The sequence below is a fragment of the Enterococcus sp. AZ104 genome (assembly GCF_050546705.1).
Lineage (GTDB): Bacteria > Bacillota > Bacilli > Lactobacillales > Enterococcaceae > Enterococcus > Enterococcus faecalis.
Map to the genome: position 1 here is coordinate 1,320,665 of NZ_CP172952.1, position 15,017 is coordinate 1,335,681.

13 protein-coding genes and 1 pseudogene are annotated in these 15,017 nt (G+C 37.4%); 10 read left to right on the forward strand and 4 right to left on the reverse strand.

The features are described from left to right. Positions 1 to 6 precede the first annotated feature (6 nt). Entirely contained in the window at positions 7 to 627 is a 621-nt protein-coding gene (gene lexA / locus IGJ37_RS06400; protein WP_002357566.1) for a transcriptional repressor LexA, read from the reverse strand. 150 nt (positions 628 to 777) lie between these two features. Here lexA and IGJ37_RS06405 point away from each other — a divergent pair, with 150 nt between their 5' ends. Continuing rightward, positions 778 to 1,020, forward strand: a complete 243-nt coding sequence (locus IGJ37_RS06405) for a DUF896 family protein (RefSeq protein ID WP_002382327.1) — start codon at positions 778 to 780, stop codon at positions 1,018 to 1,020. A gap of 71 nt (positions 1,021 to 1,091) precedes the next feature. Beyond that, entirely contained in the window at positions 1,092 to 3,086 is a 1,995-nt protein-coding gene (gene tkt, locus IGJ37_RS06410; RefSeq protein WP_010816524.1) for a transketolase, read from the forward strand. Between the two features lie 51 nt (positions 3,087 to 3,137). Here tkt and IGJ37_RS06415 read toward each other — a convergent pair whose 3' ends face one another. Further along, a complete protein-coding gene (locus IGJ37_RS06415; protein ID WP_325814819.1) occupies positions 3,138 to 4,328 on the reverse strand; it encodes an MFS transporter in 1,191 nt (396 codons plus the stop codon). Positions 4,329 to 4,682: 354 nt separating this feature from the next. Between IGJ37_RS06415 and IGJ37_RS06420 the strand changes: the two genes are divergently transcribed. The 4 genes from IGJ37_RS06420 to IGJ37_RS06435 all read left to right on the forward strand — a co-directional run bounded on the left by IGJ37_RS06420 (position 4,683) and on the right by IGJ37_RS06435 (position 8,924). Beyond that, positions 4,683 to 5,543 (forward strand): glucosaminidase domain-containing protein, encoded by an 861-nt coding sequence (locus tag IGJ37_RS06420; protein WP_002357562.1) that lies wholly within the window; start codon positions 4,683 to 4,685, stop codon positions 5,541 to 5,543. A gap of 228 nt (positions 5,544 to 5,771) precedes the next feature. After that, positions 5,772 to 6,704: a cysteine synthase A gene (gene cysK, locus IGJ37_RS06425; RefSeq protein ID WP_002366697.1), complete on the forward strand. Its 933-nt coding sequence runs from the start codon at positions 5,772 to 5,774 to the stop codon at positions 6,702 to 6,704. Positions 6,705 to 6,842: 138 nt separating this feature from the next. Beyond that, positions 6,843 to 7,286 carry a Fur family transcriptional regulator gene (locus IGJ37_RS06430; RefSeq protein WP_002357560.1) on the forward strand — a complete coding sequence of 148 codons (444 nt, stop codon included), beginning with the start codon at positions 6,843 to 6,845 and terminating at the stop codon, positions 7,284 to 7,286. Between the two features lie 297 nt (positions 7,287 to 7,583). Next, complete coding sequence (locus IGJ37_RS06435) at positions 7,584 to 8,924, forward strand: NADH oxidase (RefSeq protein ID WP_002369384.1); 1,341 nt, start codon at positions 7,584 to 7,586, stop codon at positions 8,922 to 8,924. Positions 8,925 to 8,974: 50 nt separating this feature from the next. Here the strand turns inward: IGJ37_RS06435 and IGJ37_RS06440 are convergent, their stop codons facing one another. Further along, on the reverse strand, positions 8,975 to 9,583 hold the full coding sequence (locus tag IGJ37_RS06440) for an NUDIX hydrolase N-terminal domain-containing protein (RefSeq protein WP_002361834.1): 609 nt from the start codon (positions 9,581 to 9,583) through the stop codon (positions 8,975 to 8,977). Between the two features lie 233 nt (positions 9,584 to 9,816). On the opposite strand from IGJ37_RS06440, the pseudogene IGJ37_RS06445 reads away from it, so the two are divergent. Both IGJ37_RS06445 and IGJ37_RS06450 read left to right on the forward strand, forming a co-directional pair. Beyond that, a pseudogene (locus IGJ37_RS06445) lies at positions 9,817 to 9,921 on the forward strand (GNAT family N-acetyltransferase); the annotation flags it as partial. Between the two features lie 19 nt (positions 9,922 to 9,940). Next, complete coding sequence (locus tag IGJ37_RS06450) at positions 9,941 to 10,468, forward strand: GNAT family N-acetyltransferase (protein ID WP_002357555.1); 528 nt, start codon at positions 9,941 to 9,943, stop codon at positions 10,466 to 10,468. A gap of 54 nt (positions 10,469 to 10,522) precedes the next feature. On the opposite strand, the gene IGJ37_RS06455 is transcribed toward IGJ37_RS06450, so the two are convergent. Beyond that, positions 10,523 to 11,341 (reverse strand): helix-turn-helix transcriptional regulator, encoded by an 819-nt coding sequence (locus IGJ37_RS06455; protein WP_002357554.1) that lies wholly within the window; start codon positions 11,339 to 11,341, stop codon positions 10,523 to 10,525. Between the two features lie 136 nt (positions 11,342 to 11,477). Between IGJ37_RS06455 and IGJ37_RS06460 the strand changes: the two genes are divergently transcribed. Further along, complete coding sequence (locus IGJ37_RS06460) at positions 11,478 to 13,226, forward strand: ABC transporter ATP-binding protein (protein ID WP_002377388.1); 1,749 nt, start codon at positions 11,478 to 11,480, stop codon at positions 13,224 to 13,226. Further along, complete coding sequence (locus IGJ37_RS06465; protein ID WP_325814820.1) at positions 13,219 to 14,997, forward strand: ABC transporter ATP-binding protein; 1,779 nt, start codon at positions 13,219 to 13,221, stop codon at positions 14,995 to 14,997. Before IGJ37_RS06460 ends, IGJ37_RS06465 begins: the two co-directional genes overlap by 8 nt. Positions 14,998 to 15,017 lie beyond the last annotated feature (20 nt).

Below are 15,017 nucleotides of genomic sequence, written 5' to 3' on the forward strand. Positions count from 1 at the left end.
TTTTTATTAAATATGATTGCGATATAAACCAACAACTTTACCTAAAATTGTAACGTTATCTAAAAGAATAGGCGCTAATGCATCATTTTCAGGCTGCAAGCGGATATGATCTACTTCTCGGAAGAATCGTTTACAGGTTGCTTCATCTTCATCGGTCATTGCGATTACGATGTCGCCATTATTGGCATTCGATTGCTTACGAACAATCACTTGGTCGCCATCTAGAATACCTGCGTTAATCATACTTTCTCCTCGAATCGTCAACATAAATAAAGCATTTTCTTCTGTACGTAAATCAGGAGGTAACGGGAAGAAATCTGATGCTTCTTCCACCGCTAAAATTGGTTCACCAGCAGTTACGACACCTAACATCGGAATAGTTGTCGGTTGAATCCCGATCTTTTCCAAGCCTTCTGGTGTTAATTCGATTGCTCGCGGTTTTGTTGGGTCACGTAAGATTAGACCCTTTTTTTCAAGACGAGCTAAATGTCCGTGAACGGTAGAAGTTGAGGATAAATCAACAGCCTTCCCAATTTCGCGAACGGTTGGCGGATAGCCCTTTAATTCGACTTGTTCGTATATATATTTAAGTACTTCTAATTGTCTTGTTTCTGTACGTTTCGCCAAAACCCGCACCTTCTTTCAATTGATAGAATTAGTGTACCATAAAATGCGAACGAAATCAAACAAGCGTTCGTGTTTTATAAATATCAGAATATAGTTGTTTTTTTAAGGCAGTTCTTATAATATAGACAGTGAGAGTAAGGAGGGATTTTGATGTTATCGAAAGAAAAAATTGCCCGTATAAATGAATTAGCGAATAAAGCAAAAGTGGAAGAACTTAGTGCGAAAGAAAAAGTCGAACAACAAGAATTACGTAAAGAGTATTTAGAAGCATTTCGTGGAGGGATGCGTCACCATATCGAAGGAATGAAGGTCGTGGATCAAGAAGGGACCGATGTGACTCCTGAAAAACTAAAAAAAATTCAACGTGAAAAAGGACTTCACAACAGAAAGTAATTGCTTTCATTGTCGAAATAAGCTACACTATGAATAAAGGTAAAAAAAACCTAAATTAGGAGATGATTTTTTTGTTTGACAAGACAGATCAATTGGGCGTTAATACAATCCGGACATTAAGTATTGAAGCCGTACAAAAAGCGAACTCAGGACATCCTGGTTTACCAATGGGTGCTGCCCCAATGGCGTATGCACTTTGGACAAAACATTTAAAGGTGAACCCAACAACTTCTAGAAACTGGGTTGATCGTGATCGTTTTGTACTTTCAGCAGGCCACGGCTCTGCAATGTTGTACAGCTTATTACATCTATCAGGATACAACGTAACAATTGACGATTTGAAAAATTTCCGTCAATGGGATAGTAAAACACCAGGGCATCCAGAAGTGCACCACACAGATGGTGTTGAAGCAACAACAGGACCTCTAGGACAAGGGATTGCTATGGCTGTTGGTATGGCAATGGCTGAAGCACATTTAGCTGCAACTTATAATCGTGATAGTTTCCCTATTATGGATCATTATACGTACGCAATTTGTGGTGACGGCGATTTAATGGAAGGTGTTTCTCAAGAAGCAAGTTCAATGGCTGGTCATATGAAATTAGGTAAATTAATTGTCTTGTACGATTCAAATGACATCTCATTAGATGGACCAACTTCTAAAGCCTTTACTGAAAATGTTGGGGCTCGTTATGAAGCATACGGATGGCAACATATTTTAGTTAAAGATGGCAATGATTTAGATGAAATAGAGGCTGCGATTGAAGCGGCTAAAGCTGAAACAGATAAACCAACACTGATTGAAGTTAAAACAGTCATCGGTTACGGAGCACCAAAAGAAGGAACATCTTCCGTTCACGGCGCGCCAATTGGTGAAGAGGGCATTACAGCGGCTAAAGCTGTTTATGGTTGGGAATATCCTGACTTTACTGTGCCAGAGGAAGTCGCTGCTCGTTTTAAAGAAACGATGATTGACGAAGGCCAAAAAGCTGAAGAGGCTTGGAATGAGATGTTTAAGAACTATGAACATGCGCATCCAGAATTAGCCAAACAATTTAAAGAAGCTTTTGCCAACCAATTACCTGAAGGTTGGGAACAAGAATTACCTAAATATGAACTAGGAACAAGTGCCGCAAGTCGTGTAACAAGTAAAGAAACGATTCAAGCTATTTCAAAAGTTGTTCCAAGTTTCTGGGGCGGTTCAGCTGATTTATCTGCCTCAAATAATACAATGGTTGCTGCAGAAAAAGATTTCGAACCTGGTCAATACGAAGGCCGTAATATTTGGTTTGGTGTTCGCGAATTTGCAATGGCTGCAGCAATGAACGGGATTCAATTACACGGTGGTAGCCATGTTTATGGCGGGACATTCTTCGTCTTTACTGACTACTTGCGTCCAGCAATCCGTTTAGCCGCTTTACAAAAAGTTCCTGTAACTTACGTCTTAACGCATGACTCTGTTGCGGTGGGTGAAGATGGGCCAACACACGAACCAATTGAGCAATTAGCAAGTGTTCGTTGCATTCCAAATGTTCATGTGATTCGTCCAGCAGACGGCAATGAAACTGTTGCTGCTTGGAAAATTGCTATGACTTCTACGGAAACACCAACTATTTTAGTTCTAAGTCGTCAAAACTTACCTGTTTTAGAAGGAACGTTAGAACACGCTTCTGCTTCTGTTCAAAAAGGTGCTTATGTATTGTCACCACAAAAAGGTGAACAACCAGCAGGGATTTTAATTGCGACTGGTTCTGAAGTAAATCTAGCAGTGGAAGCACAAGCGAAATTAGCGGAAGAAGGCATCGATGTATCTGTCGTGTCAATGCCAAGTTTTGATTTGTTTGAAAAACAATCTGCTGAATATAAAGAAAGTGTGTTACCTAAAGCTGTGACAAAACGTGTGGCAATTGAAGCTGCAGCAAGCTTTGGTTGGGAACGCTATGTAGGAACGGAAGGCAAAACAATTACAATTGATCACTTCGGCGCTTCTGCACCTGGCGGTCTAGTTCTTGAAAAATTCGGCTTTACTCCTGAAAATGTGGTTAATACCTATAAATCACTATAAATAAACATTAAAAAACCTGAATGCTTGTGATAGCATTCAGGTTTTTTTGCTTCATTTCTTTTTGGGAGCAAAGAGCATAAAGTGAAAAAATAATGCGAACAATTGGAACCCAATACCAGTTAAAGTAACACCAGACCAACCATAGTTTTGCCACATTAATGTACCAATCAATGAACCCAGTGAACCGCCGATGAAATAGAAAAACATAAAGACGGTATTGTTACGATTGCTGGCTTCTTCTCCCAAATTTTGGACGCGTGTTTGATTGGCTACTTGCCCAAATTGAGTACCGATATCTAAAACAATAATTGCTAAGATTAGTAAGACCACATGTGTTCCACCTAGAAAAAGTAAGATAAAACTACCGAACTGCATCAACAGGCCAATCAAAACAATCTTCCGCTCTGGATAATAATCTGATAGACGACCAATGATGGGTGCTACGAATGCTCCCGATAAACCAAAAATTGCTAAAATACCGACTTCTTTCGGTCCCCAATAATAAGCTGGACTACTAACAAAGAAAATTAATGTAGACCAAAAGATTGAAAAGGTTGCAAACATAAAAAAGCCATTGACAGTTGCTTCTCTTAACAAAGGTTGCGATTTGATTAGCTTAGGAAGACTTTTCAAAGAACCTAAATAAGTTAATCGATTTGAAGTTTGAGTATGTATCACTGTTTTGGGCAATTTTAATTGAAGTAGAACGACCAATGCTAACACGAATATTACGGCGATTAGGTAGACTGTTCGCCAAGAAGCTGCACTAGCAATGAAACCCGAGATCGTTCGAGACAATAAAATTCCTGTCAATAGTCCGCCCAGCATTCGACCTGTTACTTTACCACGGTTCGCTGGTCCCGCCATGACCGCAGCATAAGGAATAATAATTTGGGCGACAATAGAGAGCAGCCCGATAAAAAAAGAAGAGAATGCAAACAGGAGAAAACTTGGTGCAAAAAATGCAGCACTTAGAGACAGCGAGGAGAGCGCGGCTACTCGAATGATTAATTTGCGACGATCAACGACATCGCCTAATGGAACAAGAAAAAGTAAGCCTAGCGCATAGCCTAATTGGGTCAGCATAGTAACAAAACCAATAGAACCAATACTGACTTGAAAGGCCTGAGCAATTTGGGTGCCAATTGGTTGAATATAATACATATTGGCGACCACGACCCCGCAAGTTAACGCTAATAAAAACGTCACTTGATTTGTTAAACCCGATTGTTGTTTCTTCATCTAACCACCTACATTTCTATGTAATTCATTTTGTAATACAACAACTACTCGGCAATAGTTGTTTTGATTACAAAAACAGACTTCTCTTATAAAGTTTGTTCAAAAAGTGACAAGTCCATTAAAAATTTTATCACAATAAATAAAGAAAAGTAAGAGGATAAATAACAAAAATCTCATCAAATTGAAAAGAAGAAGTGGTTGTTTTCACAAGTGTGAAGAGGGTTAATTAAATACAAACAAGATTTCAATTACATTACAGAAATTTTAAAACTCAAAATTTAATACGTTTATTTCTTGTTTCAATAGGAAATTAACGGTAAAATAGAAAAGTGAGACAGTGAGGAGGAAAAATGAATGAGCGAACAGTTAACAAGAAGTAGTAAACATATTCAAAAAGCTCTTAAAAAGCAAAAAGCTTATAAACGTGCTACCGCCGTTGCGGGGACTTCAATGATTTTAGCACCTGTGGTTGGTGCTGCGGTACCTGCCCAAGCAGAATCAAGCCAGCAAGCATTTATTAATGAAATCGGAAATTCAGCAGCAGCCGTTGCCAATAGCAATGATATGTATGCTTCCGTCATGATTGCTCAAGCGTTGCTAGAAAGTAGTTATGGTAGTTCTGGGTTAGCATCTGCACCGAATTATAACTTGTTTGGTGTAAAAGGAAGTTATAATGGACAATCTGTTTATATGCCAACAAAAGAATATTTAGACGGACAATGGGTGACCGTCACAGCAGCATTTAGAAGTTATAATTCTTATGCGGAATCGTTCCAAGATCATGCCAATGTTATTCGTTCCACTGCTTTTGGGGATACATACCATTATTCAGGCGTTTGGAAGAGTAATACTAGCAGTTATCGCGATGCAACAGCCGCTTTAGCTGGAAGTTATGCAACTGATCCAGGCTATGCCGAAAAATTGAATTGGTTAATTGAAGCATATAATTTAACTCAATATGATTGGGGAGCACCAGTCGCTCAAACCACTAGTTATTCAGATACAACGGGAACCGTTGATACAACAATCGATACAGCGGCTTCTGCAACAGCAACAGCAGAAACTGTAGCTAGTCAAAGTTACACTGTCGCAAACGGCGACACATTGTGGGACATTGCTGCACGTTTTGGAACGACAGTTGATAATTTAATGTCACTAAATGGATTAACATTGGATTCTGTTTTATCGGTGGGTCAAACCATCCAAATCGGTTAATTTTGCAATTATTTAGTTGAAGAAGGACCTTACAAAAGCGGCTGTTTTTGTAAGGTCTTTTATCGTGAAAATAGGTAGGGCTAGCAGCAATTATTGGATGAGTATAATCCGTTTTTTTATTTAATTTTTCACAAACTAAAATTCGTTTTTCTGGTAGAAATCGTTTTTTTGAGCTATGCTTAGAGAAAGAATTATTATATTGTTTGTAAAATTGGAGGATGTAGGATTATGACTAAAGGTTATGTAAAATCAGTAACAGAGTTAATTGGTCAAAGCCCAGTTGTGAAATTAAAACGGATGGTACCAGAAGGAGCTGCAGATGTTTTTGTTAAACTAGAGTTCTTTAATCCTGGTGGCAGTGTGAAAGATCGAATTGCTTTAAGCATGATCCAACAAGCCGAAGCAGATGGTCGCCTAAAACCTGGACAAACGATTATTGAGCCGACTAGTGGTAATACAGGCATTGGGTTAGCAATGGTAGGTGCTGCGTTGGGATATCCAGTTAAGATTGTGATGCCAGATACTATGAGTATTGAACGCCGCAAATTAATGCAAGCATATGGGGCTGATTTATTATTAACCCCTGGTGCCGAAGGAATGAAAGGGGCAATTGCAAAAGCTACAGCATTAGCAGAAGAACACGGGTACTTCATGCCTTTGCAATTTAATAATCCGGCTAATCCAATGGTACATGAACAAAAAACAGGAAAAGAAATTGTTGATGTCTTTGGTAAACGTGGCTTAGATGCGTTTGTTTCTGGTGTTGGCACTGGAGGAACCGTTACAGGAGTTGGCCATGAATTGAAACGGATTTTTCCAGATATTGAAATTGTTGCAGTAGAACCAACGGAGTCGCCTGTTTTAGAAGGTGGCGAACCAGGTCCACATAAAATCCAAGGAATAGGTGCTGGCTTTGTCCCAGACGTTTTAGACACCACCGTTTATCAAAAAGTTGCCGCTGTTTCTAGTGAAGACGCGTTAGAAACTGCTCGTTTAATGGGGCCAAAAGAAGGCATCCTTGTGGGGATTTCAGCAGGGGCAGCAATTAAAGCGGCCATTGATTTGGCAGTCGAATTAGGCGCAGGCAAACGTGTCTTAGCGCTGGTTCCAGATAACGGTGAACGTTATCTTTCGACAGCTCTTTACGAATTTCCAGAATAAAAAACACGCAAAAAAACGAGCATTTCTCTTAGTTTAGTAAAATGCTCGTTTTTTCCACGAGAATCCTACAATAATTCTTGTCAATCGTAATAAGAAATAGTATTATTTAAGAAAGATAGACAGGGGAGGGATACAAAGATGGACAACGTATTGGTTAAAAATGCACTCGCTGAATTAAAAGAAGCCAATATCCGAATTACTCCGCAACGTTATGCTATCTTGGAATATTTAATCGAAAATCATACACACCCAACAGCTGATGAAATTTATCGCGCACTAGAAGATCATTTTCCAAATATGAGTGTAGCAACGGTTTACAACAATCTACGTTTATTTACTGAAATCGGTTTCGTTCAAGAAATGAGTTATGGCGATGCATCTAGTCGTTTTGATTTTAGTTCGAAGAAACATTATCACGTGATTTGTCAAAAATGTGGTAAAATCGTTGATTTTCATTATCCAGGGTTAGAGGACGTTGAAATGGCCGCTAGTAAATTAACAGGCTTCGAAATTAATGAACATCGTTTAGAATTATATGGATTATGTCCAGATTGCCAACAAGCACAACAGGAGAATGTGTAAAAAATTACATACTGTTAAAAATTTATCAAAAGATAAGTCACTTGTCTAGGCAAATTTCACAAGCGTAAGAGTTTTCACTCTTATGCTTGTTTTTTTGTGTGGTTATTGACTTTTAAATTCTTAAAAACAAAAAATTAACTAGCTATTATTAAGAATTAGCAACAGTTTGTGAATTTTTTTATATGCGATTCACAAGCATAGAACTCGAATAAGCTTGATTCCTCTGATATATTTTAAACAGACAGAGGGAGACGTCACCTCTGCAAAACAAAGATTGTGAAAGAAGGGATTTACAACATGAAAGTCGTAGTCGTAGGATGTACCCATGCTGGAACTTCAGCAGTTAAAAGTATTTTAGCAAATCACCCGGAGGCGGAAGTCACTGTATATGAAAGAAATGACAATATTTCCTTCCTATCCTGCGGAATTGCCTTGTACGTTGGAGGCGTAGTTAAAAATGCTGCTGATTTATTTTATTCAAATCCAGAAGAACTGGCTTCTTTAGGAGCAACAGTGAAGATGGAACACAATGTTGAAGAAATCAACGTGGACGACAAAACTGTTACAGCGAAAAACTTACAAACGGGTGCAACTGAGACCGTTTCTTATGATAAATTAGTGATGACAACTGGTTCTTGGCCAATTATTCCACCAATTCCAGGAATTGATGCTGAAAATATTTTATTATGTAAAAACTATTCACAAGCCAACGTGATCATCGAAAAAGCGAAAGATGCCAAACGTGTCGTTGTCGTTGGTGGCGGTTATATTGGTATTGAATTAGTAGAAGCTTTTGTAGAATCTGGTAAAGAAGTCACTTTAGTTGACGGGTTAGACCGCATTTTAAATAAATATTTAGATAAGCCATTCACAGATGTTCTAGAAAAAGAATTAGTTGATCGTGGCGTTAATTTAGCTTTAGGTGAAAATGTCCAACAATTCGTAGCAGATGAGCAAGGAAAAGTAGCAAAAGTCATTACACCAAGTCAAGAATTCGAAGCAGATATGGTGATTATGTGTGTTGGTTTCCGTCCAAATACAGAATTATTAAAAGATAAAGTTGACATGTTACCAAATGGTGCAATTGAAGTCAATGAGTATATGCAAACAAGCAATCCTGATATTTTTGCTGCGGGTGATAGTGCAGTTGTTCACTACAACCCAAGTCAAACAAAAAATTATATCCCATTAGCAACGAATGCTGTTCGTCAAGGTATGCTAGTAGGTCGTAATTTGACTGAACAAAAATTGGCTTATCGTGGCACACAGGGAACTTCTGGCTTATATTTATTCGGTTGGAAAATTGGTTCAACAGGTGTGACAAAAGAAAGTGCCAAATTAAATGGACTAGATGTCGAAGCAACTGTTTTCGAAGATAACTATCGTCCAGAGTTTATGCCAACAACTGAAAAAGTTCTGATGGAATTAGTCTATGAAAAAGGAACACAACGCATTGTTGGTGGTCAATTGATGTCTAAATATGATATCACACAATCTGCCAATACTTTATCATTAGCGGTCCAAAATAAAATGACTGTCGAAGATTTAGCGATTTCTGATTTCTTCTTCCAACCACATTTTGATCGCCCTTGGAACTACTTAAACTTATTAGCCCAAGCCGCTTTAGAAAATATGTAATTAATAATAATAGAAAAAGGATGAAGAACTTCTGTTCTTCATCCTTTTTGTTAGTCACTAAGCGCTCCAGTTGTTTGGTTCATTAATGCCATTAATTGCTCTTTCGTTGTTCGTTTGATAGAAAGAGGGGGGAGATTATCTAAAGAAAAATAAGCACAATTCGAGGTTTCAATGTTTTTTTCAAAGGGATGGTTTTCTAAAATCTCACAAGAAAAGATCATTTTATAGTACTGAAATAGTTGAGGAATGTCTTTTCGTTTATCTGTATCATAAACAGCAAGCAATTCTTTTGCTGTAACAACTAAGCCAGTTTCTTCCAATACTTCTTTTTCAATATTTTCTTTAGGGGAGCAGCCAATTTCGGCATAGCCACCAGGTAATGACCATTCTTTGGTCCGTAAATCTTCAACTAATAAAAAACGATTCTCTTTTTTTATTAAACCGCGAACATCTACTTTCGGTGTTGGATAACCTTCCTCTTTAGTTAAGATTTTTTCTAAGTCGGGCAAAACAGCCGCTTCGTGTCCGGTTGTGCTAATAAGTTGTAACGTAAGTTCTCGTAGTTCTTGGTAACGTTCTTGATCAAAAGCATCTTTCCCGTAAAAAAGACCTGCATCTGCCAATGCTAGCAACCGCTTATAGGTGTTCAGATAATCCATATACGCACGCTCCTCATAGACTTAATACGTTTAGTTTAACAGAAAAAAACAAAGGAAGGGCAGATTTAGCGAGAAAAGGCGTCGTTTTAAGGAAATAATAAAGAATAAATGACTAACTTACATTTTTAAACTACCTATGCTATTATTTAATAAAAAAGATTGGGTATACAATAATTTTATTATGTAAACAAAGCAAAAAGATTGACGTCATTCGCTAGACAGGTTAATATCATACTATTCGTTTTTACGAATCATTGGGTTTTAAGCGCCTTGAGGTTTTTCCGACATTATGGGACGCTTGGAATCCTTGTTTAATTTTAATTAAACAGTTGATTTAATCTACAAAGGAGTTTTAGTATGTCAGTATTTATTAGAGAGTGTACCGTCGCAGACGTACCAGAATTAGAGGCCATTTGCCAAGAGACTTTTGCAGATACTTATGGAGATGGCGAAAACGAAGAGGATTTACAGGCACATTATGAGAGGAAATTTAGTCCAGCAGTTTTAGAAAGCGAAATCTTACATAAAGATTCGCAATATTTCTTTGCTTTTTATAATAATGAACTTGCAGGTTATGTGAAATTAAATCACGGTGATGCTCAGATTACCTATCAACATCCACAAGCGTTACAAGTTGAGCGCATTTATATTCGTAAATCTTTTAAGCGTTTAGGCTTAGGCAAACATTTGATTACGAAAGCAATTGAATTAGCAGAAGAAGCAGAAAAAGAGACGGTTTGGTTAGGTGTTTGGGAACATAATCATCCAGCGCAAAAATTTTATCAATCATTGGGCTTCGTAAAAACAGATGAACATGATTTTTATATGGGAAATGAACGCCATACCGATTATACAATGACGAAACAGTTAAAAGAGTCAACGTAAAGCAAAAACAAGGAAACGGACGCAATGAAGCCGACGATTCCTTGTTTTTTTATCTTAAAATTGTGAAGGGGATTTTCCATAATATTTTTTGAATAATTTACTAAAATGATAGGCATCTTCGTAACCAACCGTTTTTGCTACTTCTTTGACACTTAAGGAATCATTTTTCAGCAATTCTTTCGCATGGTTTAAGCGGATTTGAATTAAATAATTGATTGGCCCAACGCCTGTGGCCGCTTTAAAGGTTTTCGACAAATAAGTCGGGGTCACATATAACATTTCTGCTAACTGTTCCAAAGTAATTTCTTCGTCATGGTGCGTTTCCAGATAATAAATCGTATGATTGACTAAATTTCGTTTTCTTTTTTCCGTTTTCGATAGCCGAGTTTCAATTTTATTTTCTTGATCAACTGCTAAACTTCTTAAAATATAGACCAATAGTTCAATAACTAAAGCTTTAATTTGTAACGCTGATTCAACTTCTTGATGGTTTAATTCATGAACAATTTGCCAAGCTTTTTCTAAAAAAGCACCATGTAAATGACTTAAATCTAATAAAGCTGATTTATTTGGAAATACGTTTCGCGCTAAGCCTTCTAAATAGAGATTTGAAATGCCAATGTGTAGTTGATGTGAGTAAGTTCCTGCTTTTTGTTGCTCACCATGTTCCGTTCGCGGATTAAAAAGAAACACCGTACCAGCAGTGGCATGGTACTGTTGCCCTTGAACAATATATTCAGATTCACCTTCTAAAAGAATAGATATTTCCAGAAATTCATGATGATGACAATTATAAGGGTGGGTCTCTTCGTTCCAAGGATCGAAGGCATATAAAATTTCAGGATTAAACGTTCGACTATTTGTGTAGTTCATAAAAAATCACTCCTACTTGTATCCGCTTTCTATACTATATTGTACATCAAAATATACAAGAATGCCCATTTCTTTTCCTATAAAAAAACAGTAATCTTATACACGTCCATAAAAACAAGAGAGAGTAGGGGAGAAAATGAATAGTTTTGAATGGATTTGGCAATATGCTAAAAAAAATAAGAATAAGTTACTGCTAGCTGTTATTTTTGTCGTTATTAACGCTATTTTAATTGTTATTATTCCATTGTTATCTGGCAGAATTGTAGACCAAGTAATCAATCAGGGGAAAACTGAAGAGCTTGTCCCAATTCTTGGGGTTATGATTGGGGTGACCGTTATTCGGACAGTTGTTCGTTATAGTTATCAAGTCTTGTTTGAATCGGTTGGACAATCTGCGTTATTTGACTTAAGAAAAGATATGTATGTCAAACTTCAAGAATTAGATTTTGATTTCTTTAATCATACACGTGTTGGCGATATTATGGCGCGAATGACAGGGGATACAGACGCTATCCGCCATTTTGTTTCTTGGGTCACTTATAACCTCTTAGAATGTATTTTATGGTTCATCGCAGCCGTGATTGTGATGGGGACGATCAATTGGCAATTGATGCTGGCATTAATTTTAATTACACCTTTGATTTTTCTGTTAACACAAAAAATGTCGAAGGAATCGCATCCGGTATTTTTTGAGATCCGGGAAAGTTTTTCTCGGCTAAATTCGATGGTCGAAGAAAATATTGGTGGAAATCGGGTGGTTAAAGCTTTTTCTCAAGAACCTTATGAAATTGAAAAGTTTAACAAGCACAATGAAGACTATAAAAAATGGAATATGGCTTCTGCAGATGTCTCAAAAAAATATTTACCGTGGTTAGACGGTTTTGCAGGTAGTTTAAATGTTATTGCCTTAGTTCTTGGTGGCCTCTTTGTAATTCAAGGTCGGATGACAATTGGTGATTTAGTTGCCTTTAACGGCTTTCTCTGGATGTTGAACATGCCGATGCGAATGAGTGGCTGGTTGATCAATGATGTGCAACGCTTTACGGCATCGTCCATTAAAATTCGTCAGTTATTAGCAACGAAACCGAAGATTCCCATTGCTCGGGAAAAAGAAGCAGAACCAATCCAAGGCTATGTGACGTTTGATCACGTGTCCTTTCATTTTTCAGATGATCCAGAAACCCCCATTTTATCGGATGTTTCATTTTCAGCAAAACCTGGTGAAACAATTGGTATTTTAGGGGAAACTGGTTCAGGCAAAACCACTTTAGTTAACTTAATCGCTCGGTTCTATGATCCAACAAAAGGCACTGTTTATATTGATGGAAAAGATGCTAAAAGCTATTCTGTTCGTAAATTGCGAGAAAATATCTCCATGGTTATGCAAGATGTCTTTCTTTTTTCCAATACGATAGAAGATAACATTGCTTTTGGTAACACATTGGCTAACTTGGAACAAGTGCAAATGATGGCTGAAATTGCTGATGCCCATAGCTTTATTTCCAGAATGCCCGAAGGTTATGCAACAATTGTTGGTGAACGCGGCGTTGGCCTATCTGGTGGCCAAAAACAGCGGATTTCACTGGCCCGTGCCTTAACCAAAGATCCAGCTATTTTAATTTTAGATGACACAACTTCCGCTGTTGATATGGAAACAGAATCAAAAATTCAAAAAGAACTAGGCCGTTTGACGGAAAAGAAAACGACATTTATTATCGCCCACCGAATTTCTTCTGTGAGAGAGGCCAATTTAATTTTGATGATGGAAAAAGGCCGTGTGGTGGAAAGCGGTACGCATAGCGAATTAGTCGAACAAAAAGGCAAATATTTTGACGTATATCAAAAACAATTAGGTCTGACAAAGGAAGGTGAGTCGCGTGGCTAGAAATACGTTTGATGTGGATGAGACTTTAGAAAAAGAATTTAATTGGTCTCACTATAAACGATTAGGCGCCTATATTAAGCCTTACAAAAAAGCTGTTTTTAAAACATTATTTGTCATCATATTAGCTAATCTGGCAAGTATGTTAGGCCCTTACTTTACTAAAATTGCGATTGACCAAGTAATTCCACAAAAGAATTTCTCGTTACTCTTGATACTAGGAGCTATTTTCCTATTTTCCTTGGTGATTATTGGTTGGTGTATGCGTTATCGGATATATGCCATCACAGAAATTGGACAAGATATTTTAAAAGATATGCGTTTTTCAATTTTTGAGCATCTACAAAAATTACCATTTTCTTACTTTGACAGTCGGCCGCATGGAAAAATCTTAATTCGGGTGGTCAATTACATCAATACGTTAAGTGATTTATTAAGTAACGGATTGATCAATTTAATTTCTGATTTATTTAATGTGATTATTACCTTAATTTTCATGTTATTTATTGATGTGAAATTAACCTTATACAGTTTACTGCTATTGCCTGTGTTGTTCGTGATGGTTCTGTTTATCCAAGGGAAACAACGGAAAGCTTACCAAGAGCTTAGCAATAAACAATCAAACTTAAATGCCTATATTCATGAAAGTATTTCAGGAATTAAAATTACACAATCTTTTGCACGAGAAGATGAAAATTTCCAGATTTTTAACGAGGTAAGCGAAGAATATCGTCAATCCTTTATGAAAGCTGTGCGTGTCCAGTATTTATTATGGCCAGCAGTGCAAAATATATCCGTCATTACGACTTGTTTTATCTATTTCGTAGGAATCCGTCAATTAGGTGTGTCCGTTACCACTGGGACGCTAATTGCTTTTATCGGTTATATCAATAACTTTTGGAATCCAGTCATCAATATTGGTAACTTCTACAATTCTCTGATTACTGCAACTGCCTATTTGGAAAGGATTTTTGAAACGATGGATGTTGTTCCAGAAATTCAAGATGCGCCGCACGCTATTGAGTTGCCGCCAATTAAAGGAACCGTCGACTTTCAGCATGTTTATTTCCGTTATGAAGAAGGAAAAAATATTTTGACCGATGTTAGTTTTCATATTGAGCCAGGACAAACAATCGCCTTGGTTGGGCCAACAGGTGCGGGTAAAACAACAATCATCAATTTGTTAAGTCGTTTTTATGATGTGAATGAAGGGGCCGTTAAAATTGATGGTTATGATGTTCGCGATGTGACACTCCGTTCGTTAAGAAAACAAATGGGGGTAATGCTTCAAGATACGTTTATTTTTTCAGGAACAATTATTGAAAACATTCGGTACGGAAATTTAGCAGCCACAGAGGAAGAAGTTATCCAAGCCGCAAAAATTGTTCGTGCGCACGACTTTATCAAGGATTTAAAAGATGGCTATGAAACAGTTGTGGAAGAGCGGGGTAGTACACTCTCGGCAGGACAACGCCAATTAATTTCATTTGCTCGTGCGTTACTGGCAGATCCCAAAATTTTAATTTTAGACGAAGCAACCTCCAGTATTGATACAAAAACAGAAGAATTGTTACAAGAGGGACTACAACAACTTCTAAAAGGACGGACATCGTTTATTATTGCTCATCGGCTTTCTACCATCAAAAATAGCGATAAAATTTTCTATATTGATGGTGGTCGTATTGTGGAAGAAGGATCTCATGATCAACTGATGGCAAAACATGCGTTATATCATCATTTATATCAATCGCAATACGACTTATTAAAGAGCTAGATGATAAAACAGAGAAAATT

Bases quoted from the DNA above. Each gene is read 5' to 3' on its own strand.
- IGJ37_RS06405 (WP_002382327.1), top strand. From the start codon at position 778: ATGTTATCGAAAGAAAAAATTGCCCGTATAAATGAATTAGCGAATAAA.
- IGJ37_RS06415 (WP_325814819.1), bottom strand. From the start codon at position 4,328: ATGAAGAAACAACAATCGGGTTTAACAAATCAAGTGACGTTTTTATTA.
- IGJ37_RS06420 (WP_002357562.1), top strand. From the start codon at position 4,683: ATGAGCGAACAGTTAACAAGAAGTAGTAAACATATTCAAAAAGCTCTT.
- cysK (WP_002366697.1), top strand. From the start codon at position 5,772: ATGACTAAAGGTTATGTAAAATCAGTAACAGAGTTAATTGGTCAAAGC.
- IGJ37_RS06430 (WP_002357560.1), top strand. From the start codon at position 6,843: ATGGACAACGTATTGGTTAAAAATGCACTCGCTGAATTAAAAGAAGCC.
- IGJ37_RS06435 (WP_002369384.1), top strand. From the start codon at position 7,584: ATGAAAGTCGTAGTCGTAGGATGTACCCATGCTGGAACTTCAGCAGTT.
- IGJ37_RS06440 (WP_002361834.1), bottom strand. From the start codon at position 9,583: ATGGATTATCTGAACACCTATAAGCGGTTGCTAGCATTGGCAGATGCA.
- IGJ37_RS06450 (WP_002357555.1), top strand. From the start codon at position 9,941: ATGTCAGTATTTATTAGAGAGTGTACCGTCGCAGACGTACCAGAATTA.
- IGJ37_RS06455 (WP_002357554.1), bottom strand. From the start codon at position 11,341: ATGAACTACACAAATAGTCGAACGTTTAATCCTGAAATTTTATATGCC.
- IGJ37_RS06460 (WP_002377388.1), top strand. From the start codon at position 11,478: ATGAATAGTTTTGAATGGATTTGGCAATATGCTAAAAAAAATAAGAAT.